This window comes from Streptomyces ziwulingensis, assembly GCF_039542605.1.
In the GTDB taxonomy this organism is placed as follows: Bacteria; Actinomycetota; Actinomycetes; order Streptomycetales; family Streptomycetaceae; genus Streptomyces; species Streptomyces ziwulingensis.
The window spans coordinates 14,816-38,344 of record NZ_BAABIG010000048.1 but is presented as its reverse complement, the minus strand read 5'-3'; the positions used below and the strand labels follow the sequence as shown (position 1 = coordinate 38,344).

The 23,529-nt window shown below is 74.5% G+C and carries 25 protein-coding genes; 12 read left to right on the top strand and 13 right to left on the bottom strand.

The window, feature by feature from the left end:
• Nucleotide 1: 1 nt before the first annotated feature.
• The 5 genes from egtD to ABEB00_RS23050 all read right to left on the bottom strand — a co-directional run bounded on the left by egtD (nt 2) and on the right by ABEB00_RS23050 (nt 5,187).
• Entirely contained in the window at nt 2-964 is a 963-nt protein-coding gene (gene egtD / locus ABEB00_RS23070; protein WP_345621974.1) for an L-histidine N(alpha)-methyltransferase, read from the bottom strand.
• Nucleotides 961-1,770, bottom strand: a complete 810-nt coding sequence (gene egtC / locus ABEB00_RS23065; RefSeq protein WP_345621973.1) for an ergothioneine biosynthesis protein EgtC — start codon at nt 1,768-1,770, stop codon at nt 961-963. Before egtC ends, egtD begins: the two co-directional genes overlap by 4 nt.
• Nucleotides 1,770-3,092, bottom strand: a complete 1,323-nt coding sequence (gene egtB, locus ABEB00_RS23060; RefSeq protein WP_345621972.1) for an ergothioneine biosynthesis protein EgtB — start codon at nt 3,090-3,092, stop codon at nt 1,770-1,772. The genes egtC and egtB overlap by 1 nt, the downstream gene beginning before the upstream one ends.
• A complete protein-coding gene (gene egtA / locus ABEB00_RS23055; protein ID WP_345621971.1) occupies nt 3,089-4,420 on the bottom strand; it encodes an ergothioneine biosynthesis glutamate--cysteine ligase EgtA in 1,332 nt (443 codons plus the stop codon). The genes egtB and egtA overlap by 4 nt, the downstream gene beginning before the upstream one ends.
• Nucleotides 4,421-4,740: 320 nt before the next feature.
• Complete coding sequence (locus tag ABEB00_RS23050; protein ID WP_345621970.1) at nt 4,741-5,187, bottom strand: type II toxin-antitoxin system PemK/MazF family toxin; 447 nt, start codon at nt 5,185-5,187, stop codon at nt 4,741-4,743.
• Between the two features lie 73 nt (nt 5,188-5,260).
• Here ABEB00_RS23050 and ABEB00_RS23045 point away from each other — a divergent pair, with 73 nt between their 5' ends.
• The 5 genes from ABEB00_RS23045 (at nt 5,261) to ABEB00_RS23025 (ending at nt 9,033) form a co-directional block, all read left to right on the top strand.
• Nucleotides 5,261-6,145: an NAD(P)-dependent oxidoreductase gene (locus ABEB00_RS23045; RefSeq protein WP_345621968.1), complete on the top strand. Its 885-nt coding sequence runs from the start codon at nt 5,261-5,263 to the stop codon at nt 6,143-6,145.
• Nucleotides 6,146-6,178: 33 nt separating this feature from the next.
• Nucleotides 6,179-6,604 (top strand): PPOX class F420-dependent oxidoreductase, encoded by a 426-nt coding sequence (locus ABEB00_RS23040; RefSeq protein ID WP_345621967.1) that lies wholly within the window; start codon nt 6,179-6,181, stop codon nt 6,602-6,604.
• A gap of 239 nt (nt 6,605-6,843) precedes the next feature.
• The gene (locus ABEB00_RS23035) at nt 6,844-7,272 is read left to right on the top strand and encodes a VOC family protein (RefSeq protein ID WP_345621965.1); all 429 of its coding nucleotides are present in this window, start codon (nt 6,844-6,846) and stop codon (nt 7,270-7,272) included.
• A 142-nt stretch (nt 7,273-7,414) separates the two neighbouring features.
• Entirely contained in the window at nt 7,415-7,978 is a 564-nt protein-coding gene (locus ABEB00_RS36110) for a dioxygenase (protein ID WP_425586556.1), read from the top strand.
• A 5-nt stretch (nt 7,979-7,983) separates the two neighbouring features.
• The gene (locus ABEB00_RS23025) at nt 7,984-9,033 is read left to right on the top strand and encodes a maleylacetate reductase (protein ID WP_345621964.1); all 1,050 of its coding nucleotides are present in this window, start codon (nt 7,984-7,986) and stop codon (nt 9,031-9,033) included.
• A gap of 75 nt (nt 9,034-9,108) precedes the next feature.
• On the opposite strand, the gene ABEB00_RS23020 is transcribed toward ABEB00_RS23025, so the two are convergent.
• From ABEB00_RS23020 to ABEB00_RS23010, 3 genes are all read right to left on the bottom strand, one after another.
• Nucleotides 9,109-10,296, bottom strand: a complete 1,188-nt coding sequence (locus ABEB00_RS23020; RefSeq protein WP_345621962.1) for a CaiB/BaiF CoA transferase family protein — start codon at nt 10,294-10,296, stop codon at nt 9,109-9,111.
• Between the two features lie 71 nt (nt 10,297-10,367).
• Nucleotides 10,368-11,345 (bottom strand): alpha/beta hydrolase, encoded by a 978-nt coding sequence (locus ABEB00_RS23015; protein ID WP_345621961.1) that lies wholly within the window; start codon nt 11,343-11,345, stop codon nt 10,368-10,370.
• Between the two features lie 304 nt (nt 11,346-11,649).
• Nucleotides 11,650-12,213, bottom strand: a complete 564-nt coding sequence (locus tag ABEB00_RS23010) for an NAD(P)H-dependent oxidoreductase (protein ID WP_345621960.1) — start codon at nt 12,211-12,213, stop codon at nt 11,650-11,652.
• 155 nt (nt 12,214-12,368) lie between these two features.
• Here ABEB00_RS23010 and ABEB00_RS23005 point away from each other — a divergent pair, with 155 nt between their 5' ends.
• Complete coding sequence (locus tag ABEB00_RS23005; RefSeq protein WP_345621959.1) at nt 12,369-13,046, top strand: TetR/AcrR family transcriptional regulator; 678 nt, start codon at nt 12,369-12,371, stop codon at nt 13,044-13,046.
• Here the strand turns inward: ABEB00_RS23005 and ABEB00_RS23000 are convergent.
• A complete protein-coding gene (locus ABEB00_RS23000) occupies nt 13,036-13,443 on the bottom strand; it encodes a RidA family protein (protein ID WP_345621958.1) in 408 nt (135 codons plus the stop codon). The two genes, ABEB00_RS23005 and ABEB00_RS23000, sit on opposite strands and share 11 nt — an antisense overlap.
• A 138-nt stretch (nt 13,444-13,581) precedes the next feature.
• Here ABEB00_RS23000 and ABEB00_RS22995 point away from each other — a divergent pair, with 138 nt between their 5' ends.
• Nucleotides 13,582-13,962 (top strand): winged helix-turn-helix transcriptional regulator, encoded by a 381-nt coding sequence (locus ABEB00_RS22995; RefSeq protein ID WP_345621956.1) that lies wholly within the window; start codon nt 13,582-13,584, stop codon nt 13,960-13,962.
• Nucleotides 13,963-14,069: 107 nt separating this feature from the next.
• On the top strand, nt 14,070-15,101 hold the full coding sequence (locus ABEB00_RS22990; RefSeq protein WP_345621955.1) for a LacI family DNA-binding transcriptional regulator: 1,032 nt from the start codon (nt 14,070-14,072) through the stop codon (nt 15,099-15,101).
• 88 nt (nt 15,102-15,189) lie between these two features.
• Here ABEB00_RS22990 and trxA read toward each other — a convergent pair whose 3' ends face one another.
• The gene (gene trxA / locus ABEB00_RS22985) at nt 15,190-15,594 is read right to left on the bottom strand and encodes a thioredoxin (protein WP_345621954.1); all 405 of its coding nucleotides are present in this window, start codon (nt 15,592-15,594) and stop codon (nt 15,190-15,192) included.
• Nucleotides 15,595-15,747: 153 nt separating this feature from the next.
• On the opposite strand from trxA, the gene ABEB00_RS22980 reads away from it, so the two are divergent.
• The gene (locus ABEB00_RS22980; RefSeq protein ID WP_345621953.1) at nt 15,748-17,181 is read left to right on the top strand and encodes a dihydrolipoyl dehydrogenase family protein; all 1,434 of its coding nucleotides are present in this window, start codon (nt 15,748-15,750) and stop codon (nt 17,179-17,181) included.
• Between the two features lie 109 nt (nt 17,182-17,290).
• Here ABEB00_RS22980 and ABEB00_RS22975 read toward each other — a convergent pair whose 3' ends face one another.
• Together ABEB00_RS22975 and ABEB00_RS22970 are read right to left on the bottom strand one after the other, a co-directional pair.
• Nucleotides 17,291-17,935 (bottom strand): peptide deformylase, encoded by a 645-nt coding sequence (locus ABEB00_RS22975; protein WP_345621952.1) that lies wholly within the window; start codon nt 17,933-17,935, stop codon nt 17,291-17,293.
• Nucleotides 17,936-18,057: 122 nt separating this feature from the next.
• Nucleotides 18,058-18,405, bottom strand: a complete 348-nt coding sequence (locus ABEB00_RS22970; protein ID WP_345621951.1) for a tetratricopeptide repeat protein — start codon at nt 18,403-18,405, stop codon at nt 18,058-18,060.
• A 195-nt stretch (nt 18,406-18,600) separates the two neighbouring features.
• Here ABEB00_RS22970 and ABEB00_RS22965 point away from each other — a divergent pair, with 195 nt between their 5' ends.
• From ABEB00_RS22965 to ABEB00_RS22955, 3 genes are read left to right on the top strand one after another with little or no spacing between them, the layout of a single operon-like run.
• Nucleotides 18,601-19,035, top strand: coding sequence for a hypothetical protein (locus ABEB00_RS22965; RefSeq protein WP_345621950.1), 435 nt, complete (start codon nt 18,601-18,603; stop codon nt 19,033-19,035).
• A gap of 5 nt (nt 19,036-19,040) precedes the next feature.
• On the top strand, nt 19,041-20,069 hold the full coding sequence (locus ABEB00_RS22960; protein WP_345621948.1) for a hypothetical protein: 1,029 nt from the start codon (nt 19,041-19,043) through the stop codon (nt 20,067-20,069).
• On the top strand, nt 20,066-21,736 hold the full coding sequence (locus tag ABEB00_RS22955; protein ID WP_345621946.1) for a hypothetical protein: 1,671 nt from the start codon (nt 20,066-20,068) through the stop codon (nt 21,734-21,736). The genes ABEB00_RS22960 and ABEB00_RS22955 overlap by 4 nt, the downstream gene beginning before the upstream one ends.
• Here ABEB00_RS22955 and ABEB00_RS22950 read toward each other — a convergent pair.
• Nucleotides 21,720-23,522 carry an APC family permease gene (locus tag ABEB00_RS22950; protein WP_345621945.1) on the bottom strand — a complete coding sequence of 601 codons (1,803 nt, stop codon included), beginning with the start codon at nt 23,520-23,522 and terminating at the stop codon, nt 21,720-21,722. The genes ABEB00_RS22955 and ABEB00_RS22950 overlap by 17 nt on opposite strands.
• Nucleotides 23,523-23,529: the final 7 nt, after the last annotated feature.

Here is a 23,529-nt window from a genome sequence, read left to right as displayed (position 1 = left end):
CTCAGCCCGGAGTGCTCAGCGACAGCGCGAAGCGGCCCCCGGCATCCGTCCACCAGCGGACCGGTTCCAGACCCGCCGCCGCCAGCTCGGCGCGCACCCGCTCGGCACGGAACTTCGCCGACACCTCGGTGCGGATCTCCTCACCGGCCGCGAACTCCACGACCAGATCGAGCGCCTGGACCTTCACCGTCTGCGCCGTGCGCGAGCGCAGCCGCATCTCGATCCACTCCCGCCCCGCGTCCCACACCGCGACGTGCTCGAAGGCCTCCGGATCGAAGTCGGCGCCCAGTTCGCGGTTGATCACCGCAAGGACGTTCTTGTCGAACGCCGCCGTCACTCCCGAGGCGTCGTCGTACGCCCTGACCAGTACCTCCTCGTCCTTGACCAGGTCGGTGCCGAGCAGCAGCGTGTCCCCGGGTTCCAGCATCGAGCGGACCGAGGCGAGGAAGGCCGCGCGTTCGTCCGGCAGCAGGTTGCCGACCGTGCCGCCGAGGAACGCCACCAGCCGGGGCCCCGGCGTCCCGGGCAGCTCCAGCGCCGCCGTGAAGTCGGCGATCAGCGCGTGCACCTGGAGGTCCGCCCGCTCGGCGGCGAGCGCCTCCCCGGCCCCGACCAGGGCGCTCTCGCTGACGTCGACCGGCACGTACGCGCGCAGCGAGGTCATCGCGTCGAGCAGGTGCCGGGTCTTCTCCGAGGAACCCGAGCCCAGTTCGACCAGGGTGCGGGCGCCGGCCGCCGCCGCGATCTCGCCGGCGCGCTCCGACAGGATCTCCCGCTCGGCGCGGGTCGGGTAGTACTCGGGCAGCCGGGTGATCTGCTCGAACAGCTCGCTGCCGCGCGCGTCGTAGAACCACTTCGGCGGCAGCGTCCGGGGGGTGGCCGTCAGGCCGGCCAGCACGTCCGCGCGCAGGGCGGCGTCCGTGGCGTCCTCGGGCAGGATGCGGGTGATACGGAACGGGCTCAACGGCGGAACTCCTCAGCGGTCGCGGACGCCAGGGCGTCGCTCGGTTCCCCGGCGGGCGGCGGCTCCTCCAGCGGAGTGAGCAGCACCTCGGTGCGGCTCGCCGCCAGCAGGGTGCGGTCGGGCACCTCCCGCCAGCGCGGATCGTCGTCGTAGGGCTCGGAGGCCACGACGGTGCCGCCGCCGGGCCGCGCCAGGTACCACAGGGTGTCGCCCCAGGCGGTGGCGGCGACCGCGGTGCCGTCGGTGAGCAGCAGGTTGAGCCGGGCGGCGGGGGCGGCCAGGGCGACCGCGCGGACGGTGTCGGCCAGCGCCCGGGACATCGGGTCGCCGGAGCGCAGCCGGTGCAGGACGAGCGCCCACACGAACGCCGAGTCGGTGCGGGCCTCCAGCGACAGCAGTTCTTCGGGCGGCAGGGAACGCGCCGGCGCGGCGAGGGACCCGGGCCAGGCGGGCACCGCCCCGTTGTGGCTGAACAGCCAGGGCCCCGCGGCGAACGGCGCCGCCGCGGCCTCCGCGTCCGCCCCGGAGAGGGTGGCGTCCCGCACCGCGCCGAGCAGCGCCGTGGAGCGCACCACCCGCGCCAGGTCGGCGAAGGAGCGGTCCGCCCAGATCGGCCCGGCCCGGCGGTACCGGGCCGGCCCCGGGTCGCCCTCGGCGTACCAGCCGACCCCGAACCCGTCGGCGTTGACCGTCCCGTGCCGCTGCCGCCTCGGCGCCCACGACTGCCGGTACAGCCCGTGCGCGGGCTCCACGAGGAGCGTGCCGAGCGCCAGCGCGGGCCCCACGTAGGCGAGGTGACGGCACATCAGGCGTCACCCGCCGCGGACCGGGCGGTGCGGAACCCGGCGAAGATCTGCCGCCGCACCGGATAGTCCCAGTTGCGGAAGGTGCCCCGGCAGGCCACCGCGTCCACGCCGAACGCACCGCCGCGCAGCACCTTGTGCTCGGCGCCGAAGAACACCGCCGAGTACTCCTGGTACGGATACGCCCGGAACCCCGGATAGGGCAGGAAGTCGCTCGACGTCCACTCCCAGACGTCACCGATCAACTGCCGTACGCCGAGCGGGGACTCGCCCGCCGGATAGCTGCCGGCGGGCGCCGGGCGCAGATGGCGCTGGCCGAGGTTGGCGTGCTCGGGGCCCGGGTCGGCGTCGCCCCACGGGTAGCGCCTGGAGCGGTCGCCGGCCGGGTCGTGCCGGGCGGCCTTCTCCCACTCGGCCTCCGTCGGCAGCCGCCGTCCGGCCCAGCGGGCGTAGGCGTCGGCCTCGTACCAGCAGACGTGCACCACCGGCTCGTCGGGCGGAACGGCTTCCGTCACACCGAACCGGCGCCGCAGCCACTGCTTCCCGTCCCGCTGCCAGAACAGCGGGGCGGTCAGCCCGGTGCGCCGTGCGTGGTCCCAGCCCTCGGCCGTCCACCAGCGGGGGTCGTCGTACCCGCCGTCCTCGATGAACGCCTGGTAGGCCGCGTTGGTCACCGGGGTGGTGTCGAGGTGGTACGGCGCCACCTCACGCCGGTGCGCGGGCCGTTCGTTGTCCAGCGCCCACGGCTCGGTGGAGGTGCCCATCGTGAACGGCCCGCCGGGAACCAGTACTTCGGCCGGTCCGGTGAACGGCGCCGCGGGCTCCGGGTCCGGGGCGGTGAGCGCCCGCGGGCCGCGCCGGAGCTGATGCGTGATCAGCATCGTCTCGTCGTGCTGCTGTTCGTGCTGCGCGATCATCCCGAAGGCGAAGGCCGCCTCGGTCAGCCGCGTCCCCTCGAACGCGACGCGCTCCAGTACGTCCAGGGCCCGGCCGCGCACGTCCGCCGCGTACCGGCGGGCCTCCTCGGGCGGCAGCAGGGGCAGGTTCGGGCGTTCGGCGCGCGGGTGCTCGAAGGCGTCGTAGATGCCGTCTATCTCGGGACGTATCGCCTCGTGCCCGGCGACCGCCCGCAGCAGCCACTGCTCTTCCTGGTTGCCTATGTGGGCGAGGTCCCAGACCAGCGGGGACATCAGCGGCGAGTGCTGGGCGGTCAGCTCGGGACCCTCCACGCAACTGGTCAGCAGCGTGGTGCGGGCGCGGGCGGTGAGCAACGTGGCCAGCGCCCGCTCGCGCAGGGCTTCGGTGTCGTGGCCGGGGCCGGTCATGTGCGGATGTCCTTCCCGTGCGGGCCGGGGCTCTCCCCGTCCGAGCGGAGCCGGGAGTGGGGGAGGCTCTCGCCGTCCACCCCGTCCAGCAGGTCGTCGGCGGGGCAGCGGCCCCGGGCGGGGTAGCGGTCCAGGAACCCCGCGACGGCGGCGATCACCTCGGGTTCCGCGCCCAGCCTCGGCAGCGCGTCCAGCGCCGCCTCGAAGCAGCCGACGGCGGCCTCGCGCAGTTCGGGGTCGGTCGTGCCGAGCCGGGCCGCGTCCCGCCACAGCGGGTTGTGCGGCGCGGGTGCCCCCTGGGCGCGCTCGGCCAGCGGCTTCACCGCCCGGTAGGCGGTCTCGGCGGCCTGGGCGTCGTCGAACAGCGCGGCCGTCAGGGCGAGCGGCACGATCCACCCGTCGTCCCCGGGCTGCGCGTCGATCATGCGCAGCTCCAGGTGCCCGCGCGGCCGCACCGGCGGGAACAGCGTGGTGAGGTGGTAGTCGAGGTCGTCCCGGGTCGGGGGCACCGGCGACCGGGTCCACTCCCGGAAGGTCAGCCCCTCGGGCACCTCCCACGGGCCGCTCTCCCGGCGCACGCACATCACCGGGGTGTCCAGCACGTGCCGGGCCCAGGCGGAGCGCGGGTCGGCGTCCAGCGGCGGGCCGCCCGCGCGGTCGGTGCCTATCCGCGCCCAGTGCGACTGCCGGGTGGAGCGCCACCCGGTGGGCCGGCCGCCGGCCAGCGGCGAGTTGGCGAAGACCGCGACCAGTACGGCACCGAGCTGATGGGCCAGCCACCAGCGCCGCACATGTCCGAGGGGACCGGGTTCCTCGTACCCGGCGTCCACGCAGACCTGCACCGACGCCGAGGTGCACATCATCGCGCGGCCGGCCGGGCCGGTGCGGTCCAGGCAGGACTCCATGGCGTCGTAGCGCGGTTCGCGCAGGTAGCGGCGCGGGGACTGCCAGGGATCGTGGCCGAGGCCGACGAGGGCGAGGCCGTCCTCGCGCAGGACCGCGCGGACGGCGTCGAGGTCGGCGGAGACGACGCGGACGACCTCGGTCAGGGAGGATGCGGGCGGGGAGCTGAGCTCCAGTTGCCCGCCGGGCTCGACGGTGAGCGCCGACCTCAGGGGTACGGTCCGCAGCGCGTCGTAGACCGCGTCGAGCCGTTCGGGTGTCACGGGGAGCCGCGGCTGCCGCAGCTCGTGGACGAGCCATTCCACTTCGACGCCGAGCAGGCGGGGCGGGCCGGTCTTGAAGGCGATGCCGCGGACCAGGGCCTCGACCTCGGCCGCTGACGCGGCGGTGCGTGGCTCACTACAGCCACTTACCGGTTGGGACATGTCTGGATCCTCCAGAGATTCCACCATGTCGCCGACCCGCGGACGGGTCGGCCGGGCAGGGACACTCGTCCCACCCAAGACCCTTGTGCCCCACCGCACAAGGGTGCATACCGGGATGTTCCCGGGGCGGCCCGCCGCGGACCCCGACCGTGTTCCGCGTGTTCTCCCGGCCGTTCGCGGCCCGGGAAACCCCGTTGCACCGCATGACCAGCATCGCCCACGATGCGTACCTGGGCACGACGGGGGAGGCCGCACGGCGTGCGCTCATGGCGTCCACGGGGGTGACGCCATGAGCGCGCACCGTCGGCGTCCGGTGGGGCTCAGCTCCAGCCGTAGCGCTCCCGCAGCCGGTGCCGTACGAGGTTGAAGCGCATCCGGTCCAGGGCGCACGCCTCCCGGCGCATCCCCGCCTCGTGCAGCCGCAGCACCCGGTCCACGGCCACCCAGGAGTCCCGTCCCGACCGGTCCCAGGGCCCGGTGCCGATCGGCACCCAGTCGCGGTCGGCGTCGTGCCGCCTGCTGGAGAGCCCGACCGCGAGCAGGGTGCCGGCCGCCTCGCGGGCGACGACCAGGACCGGGCGGTCCTTGCCCCGGCCGTCGTTCTCCTCGTAGGGCACCCAGGTCCAGACGATCTCACCGGGGTCGGGGTCGCCGTCGTGCGCGGGGGAGTACTCGGTGCGGACCCGGCCCACGGCCGCGGCGTCCGCCTCGGTGGTGGCGAACGGGCCGCCGCGGCCGGGGGTGTTCTCGTCGGTGTACGTGGTCACGGGCGTACCGTACGGGATCTCCCCGGGCGCTCCGGCGCCCGTCCCGCCCCACGACACGAGGACGATCCCCGTCATGACCGACCAGCTCACCGTGAGCGTCCTGGGCACCGGCATCATGGGTGCCGCGATGGCCCGCAACCTCGCCCGCGCCGGGCACACCGTGCGGGCCTGGAACCGCAGCCGCGCCAAGGCCGAACCGCTCGCCGCCGAGGGCGTGACGATCGCCGACACGCCCGTGGAGGCGGTGCGCGACGCCGATGTCGTCCTGACCATGCTCCACGACGGCCCGGCCGCCCTGGACGTCATCCGCCGGGCCGCCCCCGGCCTGCGCTCCGGCGCCGTCTGGGCGCAGTCGACCACCGCGGGCGTCGACGCCCTCGGCGAGCTGGCCGACGTCGCCCGCGAGCACGGCCTCGTCTTCTTCGACGCGCCGGTCCTCGGCACCCGCCAGCCCGCCGAGGCGGGCCGGCTGCTGGTCCTGGCGGCCGGTCCGGCCGACGCCCGGGACCGGGTGGCCCCCGTCTTCGACGCGGTGGGCAGCCGCACCGTGTGGACCGGCGAGGACGGCGGAGCCGGCAGCGCCACCCGGCTGAAACTGGTGGCCAACAGTTGGGTCATCGCCGCCACCAACGCCGTGGGCGAGGTCCTCGCCCTCGCCGAAGGGCTGGGGGTGGACCCGGACCGCTTCTTCGACGCCATCGCCGGCGGCCCGCTCGACATGGGGTACCTGCGCGCCAAGGCCGCGCTCATCCGCGACGGCGGCCTGACCCCGGCGCAGTTCGCGGTCTCCACCGCCGCCAAGGACGCCCGGCTGATCGTGGAGGCCGGGGAGCGGGCCGGCGTCCGCCTGGACCTCGCCGCCGCGGGCGCGGCCCGCCTGGAACGCGCCGCCGCGCAGGGCCACGGCGACGAGGACATGGCCGCGGCCTACTTCGCCAGTTTCGCCGACCCGAAGTAGCCTCGGTCACACGGAACGATCAAGGAGTGACGCATGTCCAAGCCACCGCTGCCGCCCGAGGCCGTCGACCTGCTGCGCCGCCCGAACCCCTGCGTCATGGCGACGCTCCGCTCGGACGGCACCCCCGTCTCCACCCCCACCTGGTACCTGTGGGAGGACGACGGCAGGGTCCTGATCAGCCTGGACGAGGGCCGGGTCCGGCTGAAGCACCTGAGCCGCGACCCCCGGGTCACCCTCACCGTCCTCGACTCCGACGACTGGTACACCCACGTGACGCTCATCGGCCGGGTGGTCGAGACCCGGCCGGACGAGGGGCTCACCGACATCGACCGCCTCTCCACGCACTACACCGGCAGCGCCTATCCCGACCAGGTTCGCCCCCGGGTCAGCGCCTTGATCGAGGTCGAGCGCTGGCACGGCTGGGGCGCCCTGAAGGACAGCGACCAGGCGTCCACCTGACCTGTCACGCGGGCACCTGGCCATCCGGTCACCCGGTCGGACCTGGTCGGACCCTGGCCATCCGGTCACCTGGTCGGCCCTCGCGTCCGGTCACGGTCGCGCGAGGGCCGGCCGGGCCGAAAACTCCGGTCGACAGCGCGGGACGGGCCGTCTAGCATCCTCGGCGCGGCATCGCGTGCCGGTCATCGGCCGGGTGAGGCATGGAGGCGCCGCGGAGATGCCCGTGGAGGCATTCACCCGTGTCAGTACGGTTCAACCACACCATCGTCCTCTCCCGTGACCGGGAGGCGTCCGCCCGTTTCCTCGCCGGCGTCCTCGGGCTGGAGGCCGGGGAACCGGCCGGGAAGTTCCTGCCCGTCGCCACCGCCAACGGCGTCACGCTGGACTTCGCCACCGTCGACCACGACATCCCCCCGCAGCACTACGCGTTCCTCGTCTCCGAGGAGGAGTTCGACGCGGTCCTCGCCCGTCTCGTCGCGGACCGCGTCCCGATCCAGGCCGACCCGCCGGGCCGGCACCCGCGCCGGATCAACCGCGACGACGGCGGGCGGGGCGTGTACTTCCTCGACCCGTCAGGTCACGCCATCGAGGCGTTCACCCGCCCCTACGGCACCGACCCGTCCTCCCCGCTGAACGGCGTCACGGAGGAGGTGCCGGGGGCGGTATAGCCGTCCCCGGTCCGCGTGGCCCGGCCGGGGACCGGGACCTGGAGACGTTGGTACGGCCGGATGGCCGTACCCGACGCCGACGTCTCCAGGACCCGCGCCCCGCCGGGCCCGGTGGCGGCGAAGCAGCCCGGGAAGGCGACAGATGACCGACCACCCGCACGACCCGGTCTCCGGCCGGGACGCCGACCCGGTCTCCGGCCGGGACCCCGACCCGGTCTCCGGCCGGGACTCGCAGGCCGGCGCCCCCGCCCCGGGCGCCTTCGAGGCGGCGCGTTCCGCGGAGATCGTCGGCGCCGCACTCGCCGGTACCGCCGACCCCCGGCTCCGGGAGGTCCTCACCTCCCTGGTGCGGCACGCCCACGCCTTCGTCAAGGACGTCGCTCTCACCACCGACGAGTGGGCGGCCGGTATCGACTTCCTGACCAGGACCGGGCAGAAGTGCGACGCCACCCGGCAGGAGTTCGTCCTGCTCTCCGACGTGCTGGGCGTCTCCATGCTGGTCGACACGCTCGCCAACCCGGCGGACAGGACGTACACCGAGTCGACCGTGGAGGGCCCGTTCCCTGGACTCCGACGCCGTCTTCGGCGTCAAGGAGAGCCTCGTGCGGCCCTTCGTCCTGGTGGACGACCCGGCCCTGGCCGCCCGGTAAGGCCTGCCCCGCCCCTTCCGCCACGTCGACTTCCCCGTCACCGTCCGGCGAGGTGACTGAGATGACGACCAACTCCGGCATCACCGTGCACCAGACCCACCCGTCCCGCGTCCTGGCCGGCCCGGGAGCCAGACACCGTGTTCCGGGGGAGGTGGCACGGCTCGGCGCGGGCCGGGTGCTGCTGGTCTCCACCCGGTCGGCGAAGGACGCGGCGGACGACCTCGCCGTCCGGCTCGGCGACCGGCTGGCGGGCCGGTTCGGCCGGGCCGCCGCGCACACCCCGGTGACCGTGACCGCCGAGGCGATGGAGGTCGTACGGGAGAGCGGGGCGGACGCCGTGGTGGCGATCGGCGGCGGCTCGGCCGTCGGCCTCGCCAAGGCGGTCTCGGCCCGCACCGGGGTGCCGCAGCTCGTCGTCCCCACCACCTACGCCGGATCGGAGGTGACACCGGTCCTCGGCGAGACCGAGAACGGCGTCAAGTCCACCCGCCGTGACCAGGCACTGGTGCCCGGCACGGTGGTGTACGACCCCGAGCTGACCCTGACCATGCCGGCCGGGCTGACCCGGACCAGCGCACTCAACGCGCTGGCGCACGCCGTCGAGGCCCTGTGGGCGCCGGACGCCACCGCCGTCAGCGACGCCTTCGCCACGGAGGCGTGCACCGGCATCCTCGACGCGCTGCCCGCCGTACTCGCCCGGCCGGACGGCCTCGCGGACCGCGCCCGGCTCCAGCAGGCGGCGTGGCTGGCGGGCCTGTGCCTCGGGCAGACCAGGATGGGGCTGCACCACCAGTTGGCGCACGCCCTCGGCGGCACCTTCGACCTGCCCCACGCCGCGCTGCACGCCCTGCTCCTGCCGCACGTCCTGGCGTACAACCTGCCGTTCGCCCCGAAGGCGGACGCCCGGCTGCGCCGGATCACCGGTGACGATCCCGCCGCGGTGGTCGGCCGGATCGCCCGCGCCCACGACGGCCCGACCACGCTCGGCGCGCTCGGCGTGACGTGGGAGAGCCTGCGGGCCGTGGCCGAGCGGGTCGCCGCCCAGCCGTATCCCAATCCCCGCCCGCCGGAGGCCGACGCGCTCACCCGGCTGCTGCAGGCCGCCTGGTGAGGCCCGGCCGCGTGCCCCGCCCGGGAGCCGACGCCCGGGAGCCGGCGGGCCGGGAGCCGACGGGCCTGCCGTCGGTCAGACGACCGCGTCCGCGCGCAGTGCCGCGATCTCGGCGGGGGAGCGGCCCAGTTCCGTGAGGATCGCGTCGGTGTGCTCGCCCACGGCCGGTACCGGGTCCATGCGCGGCGGTACGCCCGCCAGGTCGGCCGGCGGCAGCAGCGCCCGTACCGCCGCCCCGCCCGGCACGGTCACCTCCCGCCACCGGTCGCGGCCGGCCAGCACCGGGTGGTCCAGGAAGGCGGCGACGTCGTTGACCCCGGCGCAGGCGATGCCGATCTCGTCGAGGAGGTCCAGGATCTCCCCGCTGGCGGAGCGGGCACACCGGGCGGCGACCACCGCGTCCAGTTCCGCGCGGTGCGCGACGCGGTCCGGGCCGGTGGCGAACCGCGCGTCGCCGGTCAGCTCCGGCCGCCCGAGGAACCGGTCGCAGAGCACCGCCCACTCCCTCTCGTTCTGGACGGAGAGGAGCACCTCCGTGCCGTCGGCCGCCCGGTAGGCGCCGTAGGGGGCGATGGTGGCGTGCCGGGTGCCCAGGCGCGGGGGCTGGGCACCGCCGTGCTCGGTGTAGTGGGCGGGCTGGCCCATCCACTCCGCCAGCGCCTCGAACAGGGAGACCTCCACGGGGTGGGCGCTGCCGGTGACGGCACGGGTGTAGAGGGCGGTGAGGATGCCGCTGTAGGCGTACATCCCGGCGGCGATGTCGGCGACGGAGATGCCGACGCGGGCGGTCTCCCCGGCGGTCCCGGTGAGCGAGACCAGGCCCGTCTGGCACTGCACCAGCAGGTCGTACGCCTTGCGGTCGGCCCACGGGCCGGTCGTGCCGTAACCGGAGACCGTGCAGGTGATCAGCCGGGGGCGGCGGGCGGTGAGGACGTCCGGTCCGAGCCCGAGGCGGACCGCGGCGCCCGGCGCGAGGTTCTGCACGAACACGTCGGCGCCGTCCAGCAGCCGGTGCAGTACCTCGCGGCCGCGCGGGTCCTTGAGGTCGAGGGTGAGCGACTCCTTCGACCGGTTCAGCCAGACGAAGTAGCTGGAGTGTCCGTGGACGGTCGTGTCGTAGCGGCGCGCGAAGTCGCCGTCGCCGGGACGCTCGACCTTGATCACCCGGGCGCCCAGGTCGGCGAGTTGCCGGGTGGCGTAGGGCGCGGCGACCGCCTGCTCCAGGCTGACCACCGTGACTCCGGACAGAGGAAGCCGCCGCACGCCGTGTCTCCTGCCGCCGGTCCGGGTGTCCGGCGCAGATTACGCCCCGGGCGGCTCCGGTGTCATCGGTGTCATCGGGCCAGCAGCCTGCGCAGCCAGTCCAGGCGGGCCGCGCGGGCGGCGCGCGAGACGGCGGCCTCTGGCGCGAGGGCGTCGAAGCCGTGGAAGCCGCCCGGCCACACGTGCAGTTCGGCCACGCCGCCGGCCCGCCAGATCCGGGAGGCGTAGGCGACGACCTCGTCGCGGAAGGTCTCCGCGGAGCCGACGTCGAGGAAGGCCGGGGGCAGCCCGGCGAGATCCCCGGCCCGGGCGGGAGCCGCGTACGGGGAGACGTCCGGGCCGCCGCGCCGGTCGCCGAGCAGCGCGGTCCAGGCGGTGTCGTTGGCCGAGCGGTCCCAGGTGCCGAGGCCCGCCATCTGGTGCGCGGAAGGGGAGTCGTTGCGGTCGTCGAGCATCGGGTACATCAGCACCTGGCCGAGGGGGCGCGGCCCGCCCCGGTCCCGGGTGAGCAGGGCCAGCCCGGCGCACAGCCCGCCGCCCGCGCTCGCGCCGACCAGCACGATCCGGTCCGGGTCGGCGTCGAACTCCGCGGCGTGCGCGGCGGTCCACCGCAGACCGGCGTACACGTCCTCGGCCGGCGCGGGGTGCGGATGCTCCGGCGCCAGCCGGTACTCCACGGAGACCACCACCGCGTCCAGCTCCCGCGCCCATTCCAGCGGGGCGTCCACGCCGGCCCGGTTGGTGCCGAGGACCATGCCGCCGCCGTGCACGTGGTAGAGGACGGGGCGCGGACCCGTGGCCGGCGGCGCGGTCGGGCGGCAGACGAGCAGGGAGACCTCGGGCGCGCCCGGCGGACCGGGTACCCGCCGGTCCACCGCCTCGTACCGCGCGAACTCCGCGTCGTCCGTGGGGTCCAGTTCACCGAACGGTGCCATGGCCCGGCGCGCCGGGACGATGTCCCCCGGGGCCAGACCGGGGCCCATGCCGTCCGGCACCTGCTCCAGGGCGGCGGCGAGTTCCGGGTCGAACGGCGGCGGGTGCTGACTCATGGCTCTCCTCCACGGGACCGCGGCGACCGGTGCGGTACCCGTCATGATCGTCCCAGGCCGACACCGGCCCGCGCCCGGCAACGGCCGCCGCGGTGGGCGGCGTCACAGGGGTCCGCGTCAGCGTACGGGTGGGGGGTCGAGCGGGCGGCGGCGGTGCGGCGGGCTCGCGGGGAGGCCGGGGGCCGAGGGTCGAGGGCCGGGGGCCGGGGGCGGGCAGGCACGATCTGCTGCCGCTGCCGCCGCGGGCATGCCACGGGGCCGGAGCCTCGCGGGCTCCGGCCCCGGTGCGGTCCCGGTGCGGGGATCAGGCGGTGGCGACCTCGCCCGCGTGCGTGTGCAGGCGCGCGACGACCTCGGTGAGCTGGGCGGCGACCTCGGTGTCGTCCACCGGGTGCAGCTCGGCGAAGCGGGTCACCGAGCCGGGGATGGACAGCTTCAGCTCCTCGATCACCTTGCCGCCGGCGATGCCCACGGCCTTGCGGGTGTCGTCCTGGGCCCATACGCCGCCGTACTGGCCGAAGGCGGTGCCGATCACGGCGACGGGCTTGCCGCCGAAGGCGCCGGCGCCGAACGGGCGGGACAGCCAGTCGATGGCGTTCTTCAGGACGCCCGGCATGGTGCCGTTGTACTCCGGCGACAGGATCAGGAAGGCGTCGGCGGCCTGCGCGGCCTCGCGCAGCCGGGCGGCGGCGGCCGGCACGGCGCCCTCGACGTCGATGTCCTCGTTGTAGAACGGAACCTCGGCCAGGCCCTCGAAGATCTCGACCTCGGCGCCCTCGGGGGCGAGCTTGCCGGCGGCCTCGGCGAGCTGACGGTTGTGCGAACCGGCGCGGAGGCTGCCGACAAGAGCGAGGATGCGAACAGACATGACGGACTCCAGGAGACGCTTGGGCGCTGCTTGACAGTGCGGATCAGCACTGCTCGTTTACGTGGGTGAAACAAACCGGACCGAGGTCCGTTTAAAGTTGTAGCACCTTAAACGGACCACGGTCCAGTTTTCCGCCCATGCTTTACGCTGGCTTCATGTCCGCCGCCCTCCCGTCCTTCCCGACGCCACCGGAGCCCGCCCCGTCGCCCGAGCTGATCCAGTTGGGCACCGGGGACGCGGAGGACGAGCCGTGCCTGCGGGCCGACGCCGCGCGCAACCGCGCCCGGCTGCTGGAGGCCGCCGCGCGGCTGGTCGCCGAGCACGGCGCGGCCGGCGTCACCATGGAGGCGGTGGCCGCGGCGGCCCACGTGGGCAAGGGGACGGTGTTCCGCCGGTTCGGCGACCGCGTCGGCCTGCTGACCGCCCTGCTCGACCACTCGGAGAAGAAGTTCCAGGCGGCCCTGCTCGGCGGCCCGCCGCCGCTGGGGCCCGGGGCTCCGCCCGTGGACCGGCTGCGCGCCTTCGGCTGCGCCCTGCTGCGCCGCGCGGACGAGGAACTGGAACTGCAACTGGCCGCCGAGCCCGCCGGTGAGCGCCGCTACACGGTCGCGCCGCGCCGCTTCCAGCGCGGCCACGTCGCCATGCTGCTGCGCCAGGCCGTCCCCGACGCCGACGGCGAACTGCTCTCCCACACGCTGATGTCCTCCCTCGACGTCGCCCTGCTCCACCACCTGACCAGGCAGAACGGCATGCCGCTGGCTCGCCTGGAGGCGGCCTGGACCGACCTGGTCACCCGAGTGACCCGCCCCAGGGAGGACCACCTCAGTCGATGACCGCGGTGGCTTCGATCTCGACCAGGATGTCGGGTTCCGCCAGTGCGGCGACGCCCACGCCGGTGAGCGGCGGGGCCGGGGTGACCCCCAGCTTCGCGGCCGCCCGGCCGAGCCCCTCCATGAACACGGCCATCTTGTCGGGGGTCCAGTCGACGAGGTGGACGGTCAGCTTCGCCACGTCGTCGAAGGAGGCACCGGCCTCCGCCAGGGCCGTACCGAGGTTGAGGTAGCACTGCTCCACCTGGGCGGCGAGGTCGCCCTTGCCGACCGTGTTCCCGTCGCGGTCGTAGGCGACCTGACCGGCGACGAAGACCAGCTTCGAGCCGGTCGCGACCGACACCTGCCGGTAGAGGCCGACCTTCACCAGACCTTCGGGGTTCACCAGGTTGACGGTCATGCTGACTCCTTGTCCGGAGAACTCGTGGGCTCGATGTGGCCGAACCGGAGTACTCGTGGTCTCTTGTGGTTACTGGGAAACCGTAGGAGAGTCTGCGCTGACAGGGAAGAACGCACTTTTCAGTGACTGGGGAACCTCATGGTGACCAAGCAGCTCAACGCCTCGACCGACGAAGCGGATCTGACCCGCGCGGACTCCCTGGCCCGGGAGATCTTCTCGGACGTCGCCAACAAGTGGGCGTTCCTGATCATCGAGTCGCTGGGTGCGGGCACCCTGCGCTTCAGCGAACTGCGGGACAAGGTGGAGGGCATCAGCCACAAGATGCTCACCCAGAACCTGCGCATGCTGGAACGCAACGGCCTGGTCGACCGGAAGGTGCACCCCACCGTGCCGCCGCGGGTCGAGTACACCCTCACCGAGCCGGGCCAGGCCCTCCGGGCGACCGTCGACGGAATGTGCGACTGGACCCACCGCTTCTTCGGCCACATCGAGGCGTCCCGGCACCGCTTCGACGGCTGACGGGCGAAGCGCCCCGCACGCCTGCGAAGTGCCCTCGCCCGCACCGGAGTTGGTCCGATCCGGACGATGTTCCCCCGCCTGCGGGCCGTCTCCCGCGCTCTGCCAAGATGCCGTACGTCATGGTGCAATTACCGGAAACACCCACGCAGCACTCGGTGCCGACGAGCACCGACGTCGCCCGCCTGGCCGGCGTCTCCCGGGCGACCGTCTCGTACGTCCTGAACGACGCCGGCACCGTCCGGATCAGCGAACCCACCCGCCGCCGGGTCCGCGCCGCGGCCGAGGAACTCGGCTACGTCCCGCACGCCGCGGCCCGCAGCCTGCGCGCCGGACACAGCCGTACGGTCCTGATGCCCGCCCCGTCCTTCCCCGCCGGCCCGCTCTACAGCAGGTTCATCGACGACCTCCAGCGCGCCCTCGGCCGCCTCGACTACACCGTCGTGCAGCACGGCACCGCGGGCCCCTACGGCGAACGCGCCGCCCGTGCCTGGGCGGAGCTGCGCCCGGTGGCCGTCCTGGTCCCCGGACCGGGCCTCGGTCCCCAGGGCGTGCGGATACTCAAACGCTCCGGCGTGCGCGCCGTCGTGACCTTCGGCCCCGAGGTGGTCGAGGGCGCGCACGCCCTGCTCATGGACCACGCGTGCGTCGGCCACTGCGCCGCCCGGCACCTCTACGACCGCGGCCGCCGCGCCATCGGCGTCGTGCTCCCCGAGGACCCCGCCCTTGAGGTGTTCTCCCTGCCCCGCCTCGACGGCGTCCGCCGGGCCCTGCACGGCACCGACGCCACCGTCACCGAACTGCCGCTCGCCCACGACGAAGGGGCCGCCGCCCGGCTCGCCGCCCGCTGGGACCTGCTCGGACTCGACGCCGTGTTCGCCTACAACGACGAGTACGCCATGCTGCTCTCCCGGGCCCTCAAGGACACCGGCGTCGGCATCCCCCGGCACACCGCCGTGATCGGCGCCGACGACCTCATGCTCGGCCGGCTGCTCAGACCGCGGCTGAGCACCGTCCACATCGAACTGCCCGCCGGCCGCGACCTCGCCACCCTGGTCGACCGCGCCGTACGCGATCCCCGCGCCGCCCCCGAGCGGCGCACCGTGCTGGGCGCGCGGGTGGTGCCCCGGGAATCGACCTGAGCCCGGCCCCGACCCCTGGTCAGGACCGGGCTCGCCGGCCTCCGAGCACCCCCGGGCGCCCCCGTACGCCCCTGCTGCCCGTACGCACCTACTGGCCGTTCGGCCCGGTCTCGCCCTGCTGCGCCTGCTTCGCCTGCTGCTCGGCGACCGACTTGCGGACCTCGTCCATGTCCAGCTTCCGGGCCTGCCCGATGACGTCCGTCAGCGCGGCCTCCGGCAGCGCGCCCGGCTGGGCGAAGACGGCCACCTGGTCCCGGACGATCATCAGCGTCGGGATCGACTGGATGCCGAAGGCCGCCGCCAGCTCCGGCTGCGCCTCCGTGTCGATCTTGCCGAACACCAGGTCCGGGTTGGCCACGGCCGCCTTCTCGTAGACCGGCGCGAACTGACGGCACGGCCCGCACCAGGCCGCCCAGAAGTCGATCAGGACGAACTCGTTGTCCGTGACCGTCTGGTCGAAGTTCTCCTTGGTCAGCTCCACGGTGCTGCTCATGGCGTGATCCCTCTTCCTGGTTCGGGGGTGAAAGCCGTCCGGCACAACGCGGTCGGCCATGCGGGTATTCCGAGGGCGCACTCGGACGGTTTCGCCTGTTCCGCGCGCGTACCCGTGTGGCGAGGGCGGCACGCCACCCATCAGACTGACCCCATGACGGAAACGGAACCCCTCGTGTACGACGTCGTGGTGATCGGCGCGGGCCCGGTCGGCGAGAACGTCGCCGACCGGACCCGGGCGGCCGGGCTGACCACCGCGATCGTGGAGAGCGAACTGGTCGGCGGTGAGTGCTCCTACTGGGCGTGCATGCCGAGCAAGGCCCTGCTGCGCCCGGTCATCGCCCAGGCGGACGCCCGCCACACCCCCGGCCTGAGCCACGCGGTGAGCGGCCCCCTCGACGCCGCCGCGGTCCTGACCAACCGCGACGGGTTCACCTCCCACTGGAAGGACGACGGCCAGGTCGGATGGGTCGAGGGCATCGGCGCCGACCTGTACCGCGGCCAGGGACGGCTCGCCGGGCCCCGCACCGTGGAGGTGACCGGGGCCGGCGGCGAGCGGCGGGTGCTGACCGCCCGGCACGCGGTCGCCGTCTGTACCGGCACCCGCGCCGCCCTGCCCGGGCTGCCGGGCCTCGACGCCGTCCGCCCCTGGACCAGCCGGGAGGCCACCAGCGCCCAGAGCGTGCCGGGCCGGCTCGTCGTGGTCGGCGGCGGCGTCGTCGCCGTGGAGATGGCCACGGCCTGGCAGGCCCTCGGCTCCCGGGTCACCGTGCTCGTCCGCGGCGCGGGCCTGCTGGAGCGCATGGAGCCGTTCGCCGGTGAACTGGTCGCCGAGGCGCTCGCCGGGGCCGGCGCCGACCTGCGCACCGGTACCTCGGTGAAGTCCGTCAGCCGGGAGAACGGCACCGTCGTGGCCGTCACCGACAGCGGCGACCGGATCGAGGCCGACGAGATCCTCTTCGCCACCGGCCGTGCCCCGCGCACCGAGGACATCGGCCTGGACACCGTGGGCCTGAAGCCGGGCTCCTGGCTGGAGGTCGACGACAGCCTGCGCGTCACCGGCCACGAATGGCTGTACGCCGTCGGCGACGTCAATCACCGTGCCCTCCTCACCCATCAGGGTAAATATCAGGCCCGGATCGCGGGCGCCGCCATCGCGGCCCGCGCCGCCAACACCCCGGGCCTGGAGTCCGGCCCGTGGGGCGCGCACGCCGCGACCGCCGACCACTGCGCCGTGCCCCAGGTCGTCTTCACCGACCCGGAGGCGGCCTCCGTGGGCCTGACCCTGGCCGAGGCCGAACAGGCCGGCCACCGGGTCCGCGCGGTCGACGTCGACCTCGCCTCGGTCGCCGGCGCCTCCCTTTACCGCGAGGGCTACCAGGGCCGGGCCCGCATGATCGTCGACCTGGAGGACGAGATCGTGCGCGGCGTGACCTTCGTCGGCCCCGGCGTCGGCGAACTGGTCCACTCGGCGACCGTCGTCGTCGCGGGCCAGGTCCCCGTCAGCCGCCTGTGGCACGCGGTGCCGCCCTACCCGACGATCAGCGAGGTGTGGCTGCGACTGCTGGAGTCCTACCGCGACAGCTAGGGGCGACCGGGAGGGACCGGGGCGGCCGGGAGCGGCAGGAGGAGGGCGGCGCGCCCGCCGCCTCCGCCTTCGCCGCCTCCTCCGCCGCCTTCGGCGCGGCCGGGCCGCGTCAGGGCAGGTCGAAGCCGAGTTCCGCCGCCGCCCGGGCGGGTGTGGGCTGCGTCCAGCGCTCCGCCATCGCCTGGTTCGACGCCAGCGACCGCGGCTCGGCCCGGTCGAGGTAGAGCGTCCCGTCGAGATGGTCCGTCTCGTGCTGCACGATCCGCGCGGGCCAGCCGGTGAACACCTCGTCCAGCGGGCGGCCGTGCTCGTCCGCGCCCGTCAGCCGCACCGCCGCGGGCCGGGCCACGACCGCCTGCCAGCCCGGCACGCTCAGACAGCCCTCGAAGAACGCCGCGCGCTCGCCGCCGGCCGGCTCGTACACCGGGTTGACCAGCACCCGGAACGGCAGCGGCACCCGCCCCCGCGCCGTGGCGACCTCCTCCGGGACCGGCGCCGGGTCCTCGACCACCGCGATCCGCAGCGCCACCCCCACCTGCACGGCCGCCAGACCCACGCCGGGTGCCGCGCGCATGGTGCGGCGCAGCGCCTCGGTGAACCGGGCCAGCAGCGCGGGCTCCAGTTGTCCGTCGAACGGCTCGGCCGGACGCCGCAGCACCGGATCGCCGGCCGCGACGATCGGCAACGGACCGCCGTCGGCCAGAAGTTCCTCGACCCGTGCGGCCAGTGGCGTACGAGCACCCGCGATTCCCATCGCGCCAGGATGCCACGGCCACCCCGCGCCCGCCGCCCGCCTCGGCTCCCGCGACGCGAAGTGCCCGGCCCCCGCCCACGGGGACCGGGCACCACCTCGGCCGTCGTCGTCCGCTTTAGCGCTCAGACCTCCGCGAAGTCGCCCGCGAAGGCCGAGGCGATCCGCAGGTGGGTGTCCGCCTCCTCCTGCCGCCCCTGCCGCTCCAGCGTGCGGCCGAGCATCAGCCGGGCGTAGTGCTCCACCGGGTCCCGCTCCACGATGACACGCAACTCGCTCTCGGCGCGCCGCAGTTGGGCCGAGTGGTAGTAGGCACGGGCCAGCAGCAGCCGCGGTCCGGTCTGCTCCGGCACCTCCTCGACCAGGGCGCCCAGCACCCGGGCCGCCGCCGCGTAGTCCTTGGCGTCGAAGAACATCCTCGCGCGCTCCCAGCGCTCGGCGGGTGCCCCTTGGTCGTAGTACGTCGTGTTCACGCTGACCTCCTTCGGCCTGCTCAACCACCGGACCCCGGAGAACATTCCGCCGGCCGTGACCCCCGCCCGCGGGCGGCGCCCGGTGGTGTACCGCGGCTGTAACGGGCCCCGGTCCGCTCTCGCGCGGCGGGCGTGCGGCCTGGCAGAGTGGACGAGTACGGTGCGGTGCGGCGACGGTGGGGGAGGTGGGCTGACATGACGGCGACGATCTCCGTCAAGGTCGAGGGACCGGTCGGGCTGGACGAGCCGGCGGAACTCCTGGCCGAGCTGGAGCGGCGGACGGGACTGGTCTGGCGGCTGGAGACGGCCGGACAGCGGGGCACCCTCGACGGCAGCCTCGCCGTCACGCTCCTGGAGGCCGTGCTCGGCGGCGCGGTCGGCGCCGCGGCGCAGGCCGCCGCCCAGCGGGCGATCGACACCTGGCGGGGCCGGCGACTCGACCCGCCCCCGGTCACCGTCGTCATCGTCCAGGCACCACCGGCTCCGCAGACAGCACAGACAGCACAGACAGCACCGGCACCGCAGACAGCACCGGCACCGCAGAGCACGCCGGACCCGGACCCGGAGCGGCCGCCGGACCCCGAGCCGCCCCGGCACTCCGACTCTCCCGCCACCCCCGAGGGGAGCTGACCGGCATGGCCTCCAGGGCGTTGGTGATCGGCGTCGGATCGTACGACGAGGACTCCGGCGTACACGGCTACCCCACGATCGACGCGAGCGCCCGCGCGTACGGCACCGCGCTGACCCGCGACCCCCGCTGGGGAGCCGCGACGCGGACCCCGGTGCTCGAACCGCGCGAGACCCGGACCGCGGACGGCGTGATGCGCGCCCTGCACGAGGCCGCCGCGGCCGGCGAGGGACCGCGGGACACCCTGCTCGTGGTGTACGTCGGACACGGCGCCTACTGGCAGGACGTGCCCGGCGGGCAGGTCCACTTCGCGGTCGGCTCCTCGCGGATCAACGAGCCCTGGACCTGGCTCTCCGCCTGGTACGTCTACCGGGCGATCCGCAAGAGCAAGGCCGGGCTCAAGGTGCTGATCGCGGACTGCTGCTACTCCAACATGCTGCCCCACCTGGGCCCCGAGTCCGCCCTGCCCGGCGCCCTCGGTACCCGCGCCCAGGGCACCTGCGTGCTCACCGCGGTCGGCGGCAGCGTCCACAACGCCTGGGCCGGCGCCTGCGAGAACCTCCCCGGCCCCCTCGACGCCTGCACCCCGTTCAGCGGCCACCTGCTGAACGTGCTGGGCCAGGGCATGCCCGACCACGCCGACGACCTCACCCTCGGCGCGCTGCGCGCCGGCATCGACGAGGGCATGCAGGAGTGCGGCGTCCACCACCGGCCGCGCATGCTCCTCAACGACGCCTCCGAGGCGGCCCCGCTCTTCACCAACCACGCCAAGGGCCGCCGGCCCCGCACCCGCGCCCTGGACACGGTGGACGAGTGGGTCCGCGAACTCCTTCTCAACGGCGAACGCAGCCTGCCCGACCTGATGCGCCGCCCGGACCTGGCCGGCCGCGTGGTGGTGCGGCTGAAGGCCGGGGACGAGCAACGCCGCGACCTGGCTCGCCGGGTCGACCGCAGGGCCGGCGAACTGCTGCCCGACCCGGTCGACTTCGTCCGGTACTGGGGTGAGATCGAACCCGCGATGCTGGGCGGCGGATGACCGGCGCCGAACCCGCCGAGGGGGCACGCAGGACCGACCACCTGTTCCAGCTCGACCTGGCCGAGACGCTCAACGAGGCGTACGCCTGGGTGGCGCGGATCCAGGTCCGGCAGTTCGTGGGCATCCTGCGCCGCATGCGCGAGGAGCACCACGACGCGATGGCCATGCGCGCCCTGTACGCCTTCGCGCTGCGCCGCCCTGTGGACGAACTGGTCGCGCTCGCCTACGACTTCGACCCCCGGGACGCGGTCATGATGATGGCGACGGCCGCCCTGTCCCGGCCCGTCGGGGAGGCCGCCGAACTGGCGGTGCGGCAGGAGGTGGCGGAGAAGTCCCGCGCCGGGGGCGACCCGATCACCGCGAGCATCCTGCACGACGTGGCCTGCCAGCGCACGGCGTTCGACGTGGCGGTGTTCGTACGGGTGCTCGACGAACGGGACGCGGCCGTGCTCGCCGAGCGCACCGTGGAGGTGTTCGCCGGCCCCGCCTCCGGCCGCACCAACCTGGACAAGGCGCTGCTGTACACCGCGCTGTGCGACGAGGGCTGCCGCACCCAGGCCGACCAGCTCCTCGAACTGACCCTGCGGGCGATCGCCGAGACCCCGCCGGGCGTCGCCGGCCACGGCGAGGAGGTCGCCGACCTGGCCGGCGCCTTCCAGCACCTCAGCCCGGCCGGCCGGGTCCTGGAACGCTGGGTCGAGGTGCGGCTGAAAGCCTCCGACGCCACCAAGGTCGAGGAGACCCGGCGCCTGGTGGCCAAGCTGATCGCCCGGCGCGGCGAGGGACACGACGCCCTCGCCGCGCACATCGGCCGCACCACCCAGCCGCGGCACGTGGTGAAACTCTGCGCGCTGCTGGTGAAGGAGGAGGAGTCCCCCGGCAAGTGCGCCCTGGTCCGCTCGCACGCCGCGGAGCACAAGGACGTCCAGGAGCTGGCGACGCTGGTGTCGTACTGGCACAAGGAACCGGCCCTGACCCGCACCACCAAGGACCTCCTGGACGACATCGTGGCGGGCTCCTGCGAACCGGACGCCGCCCCCCGCTCCCTGGACGAGCTGCGGCAGCTCGACGAGTGGCTGCCCCTGGAGGACGCCGCCCCCGAGTGCTCCCGGCTGCTGCGGCACGCCGCCGCCGTCCGCGTCGACGGCCGCTCCGGCGGCGAACTGGTCGCGCTGCTCGGCCGGGTGGAGCGCAGCCGGGAGCGGACCCGGGCCGGGCACGAGGCGGGCCGTCTCCTCGCCCGCGCCGTCATGGGCCCGGCCGCCGACCGGGACCGGTTCGTCCAGTGCGTCAGCGCCCTGCACGGCGCCCGGCACGCGGTCGCCGTACGGGCGGCCTGCCGCGAACTGTCCGAACCCTCCACGGGGGCGCCCGTCGACGCCGCGCTGGTCGCCGACATCGCGGCCCGCCTGTACGACGCCGGCCTGCCCAAGGTCGCCTGGACACTGCTGGAACGGCTGCTGGAGAACGAGCAGTTGGTGACCCCGGCCGATGTCGTCGTGGTGGTGGCCGGGGTGCTGGCGCTGCCGCTGCCCGACGCGGAACTGCTCCTGCGGGCCACGGTCGGCCGCTGGTCGGACGTCGGCCACCGCGACGCGGCCGTGGCCGAACTGCGGGCGGCCGGGCAGCCCGAGGCGGCGGAGTGGGTCATCAAGTCCCTGCGGTGACGGTCACCTCCGCCTTCCCCGGCTCCCGGCGGGGCGCGGGCAGGACGGGAGGCACCTGCCCCATGTAACGGCGGCAGGCGGCGACCATCAGCGGGAAGACCACGGCCGCCGACAGGGCGGCGACCAGCCGCGTCACCAGTCCCACCAGCTCGGTGTCCACGACATCGCGCACCAGCGTGCACGCCACCAGCAGGGTCAGATGCCCCAGGAACAGCAGCACCGGCCGTACCGCCGCGTCCCCGGGGTCGGCGAAGCGGGTGACGTGGTCCCGCGCGTCGTAGCGCCGCAGCAGGTGGTCCGCGAAGGGCAGGTCACGCCGGGCCAGCCACGGCAGCCCGAGCAGCAGCGCCGAGCCGATCCCCACGGCGGCCATGCCCCGCCACACGTCCGCCCACCGCGCCTCGTGGATCACCACGGCGATCGCGACGAACGCGGCGTAGGCGAAGACCAGGTGCACCCGGCGGCGCGCCGCCGTGAACCGCATCGGCCCCAGCGCCACCAGGACGATGCCCGGCATGGCGTACACCACCATCGTGGGCACGCTGTTGAGGGCGACCAGCTCCTCCCAGTTGCCCTGCACCACCGCGAGCATCACCAGCCCGATGACGAAGTTGACCAGCAGGATCATCCAGTACGCGTCGACCTCCGCGCCCCGGAACCGGAACGAGGCCCGGCGGGCGGTCTGCAGCCCCCGGTGGGTGAGGTGGGCCCGGCTCAGCGCCGCGACCTCACGGGTCAGCGCGTGGGTGAAGACGATGCCCGAACCCATCGGCGAGAGCACCGCGTTCAGCCGGATCAGCCAGGCCAGCCAGGTCATCGACGCGGCCACGGCGAACTGGGAGTACGGCGACTCCAGCATGTTCCCGGTGAGGCTCCCGCACTGCTTGCCGAACACGTACTGCAATGCCGTGTACAGCAGGAACGCGCCCACCAGGGTGCCGTAGACCGCCCACCGCAGCCGGGCCGCCTCGCCCATGCCGCGCCGTTTGACGTTGCCGGCGAAGTCGAGCGGGGCCTGGAAACCGATGTAGGCGTAGATGACGGCGCCGCCCAGCACCACGTACAGCGGCGACAGCCCCCGCGCCTGCCGTCCCACCTGCTCGGCGCTGCCCGAGTGGCCGCTGAGGTACCAGACCTGGTCCGGCGAGCACCCCTCGGCGGCGTCGAACGCGGCGAACCCCAGACAGGCCACGATCAGCACCGGGACGAGGACCTTCACCGCGGTGACGAACAGGTTCAGCCGGATCAGCCGGCGCGTCGGCAGCAGATTGAGCACCCCGATCAGCGCCATGAACGCCACCGCCCACGCCGCGCCCCGCAACGAGAGGTCGTTGGCCCGTTCCGCCCGCCGCGCGGAGAGCGAGTCGACGTCTCGGAGCACCGCCCCGTCCTGGAGCAGCGAGGGGAACCAGTGCGCCAGGCCGCGGACCATGGCCGCCGCCTCGCTCGCCGGGTTCACCGCGTACACGATCCACAGCCCGGCGGCCACCACCGTGGCCACCAGCGGACCGGCCGCCTGCAACGGCAGGAAGATCAGCCCGCCCGTCTTGGGCACGGCGATACCCAGTTCCACCATCACGGCGGCGATCAGCAGCATCAGCGCCCCGCCGGCCACCCACGCCCACACCGCGTCCCCGCCGGCCGCCCAGTGGGCGTGACCGGCGGCCAGCAGCCAGCCCGAACCGACCACACCGCCGGCGGCGAGGCCGACGAGGTCCAGCGCGGAGAGCCGGCGCCGCTCGTCCGCCTCGGTCGAACCCGCCTCAGCCGTATCCCGGTCGACCACGCATCCC

Coding starts and splice junctions, on each gene's coding strand:
- ABEB00_RS36110 (WP_425586556.1), top strand. CDS start 7,415: ATGACCGACCACCCGCACGACCCGGTCTCCGGCCGGGACGCCGACCCG.
- ABEB00_RS23015 (WP_345621961.1), bottom strand. CDS start 11,345: ATGAGTCAGCACCCGCCGCCGTTCGACCCGGAACTCGCCGCCGCCCTG.
- ABEB00_RS23000 (WP_345621958.1), bottom strand. CDS start 13,443: ATGACCGTCAACCTGGTGAACCCCGAAGGTCTGGTGAAGGTCGGCCTC.
- ABEB00_RS22995 (WP_345621956.1), top strand. CDS start 13,582: ATGGTGACCAAGCAGCTCAACGCCTCGACCGACGAAGCGGATCTGACC.
- ABEB00_RS22955 (WP_345621946.1), top strand. CDS start 20,066: ATGACCGGCGCCGAACCCGCCGAGGGGGCACGCAGGACCGACCACCTG.
- trxA (WP_345621954.1), bottom strand. CDS start 15,594: ATGAGCAGCACCGTGGAGCTGACCAAGGAGAACTTCGACCAGACGGTC.
- ABEB00_RS23010 (WP_345621960.1), bottom strand. CDS start 12,213: ATGTCTGTTCGCATCCTCGCTCTTGTCGGCAGCCTCCGCGCCGGTTCG.
- egtC (WP_345621973.1), bottom strand. CDS start 1,770: ATGTGCCGTCACCTCGCCTACGTGGGGCCCGCGCTGGCGCTCGGCACG.
- ABEB00_RS22965 (WP_345621950.1), top strand. CDS start 18,601: ATGACGGCGACGATCTCCGTCAAGGTCGAGGGACCGGTCGGGCTGGAC.
- ABEB00_RS23045 (WP_345621968.1), top strand. CDS start 5,261: ATGACCGACCAGCTCACCGTGAGCGTCCTGGGCACCGGCATCATGGGT.
- ABEB00_RS22960 (WP_345621948.1), top strand. CDS start 19,041: ATGGCCTCCAGGGCGTTGGTGATCGGCGTCGGATCGTACGACGAGGAC.
- ABEB00_RS22990 (WP_345621955.1), top strand. CDS start 14,070: ATGCCGTACGTCATGGTGCAATTACCGGAAACACCCACGCAGCACTCG.
- egtB (WP_345621972.1), bottom strand. CDS start 3,092: ATGACCGGCCCCGGCCACGACACCGAAGCCCTGCGCGAGCGGGCGCTG.
- egtA (WP_345621971.1), bottom strand. CDS start 4,420: ATGTCCCAACCGGTAAGTGGCTGTAGTGAGCCACGCACCGCCGCGTCA.
- ABEB00_RS22980 (WP_345621953.1), top strand. CDS start 15,748: ATGACGGAAACGGAACCCCTCGTGTACGACGTCGTGGTGATCGGCGCG.
- ABEB00_RS22975 (WP_345621952.1), bottom strand. CDS start 17,935: ATGGGAATCGCGGGTGCTCGTACGCCACTGGCCGCACGGGTCGAGGAA.
- ABEB00_RS23025 (WP_345621964.1), top strand. CDS start 7,984: ATGACGACCAACTCCGGCATCACCGTGCACCAGACCCACCCGTCCCGC.
- ABEB00_RS23040 (WP_345621967.1), top strand. CDS start 6,179: ATGTCCAAGCCACCGCTGCCGCCCGAGGCCGTCGACCTGCTGCGCCGC.
- ABEB00_RS23005 (WP_345621959.1), top strand. CDS start 12,369: ATGTCCGCCGCCCTCCCGTCCTTCCCGACGCCACCGGAGCCCGCCCCG.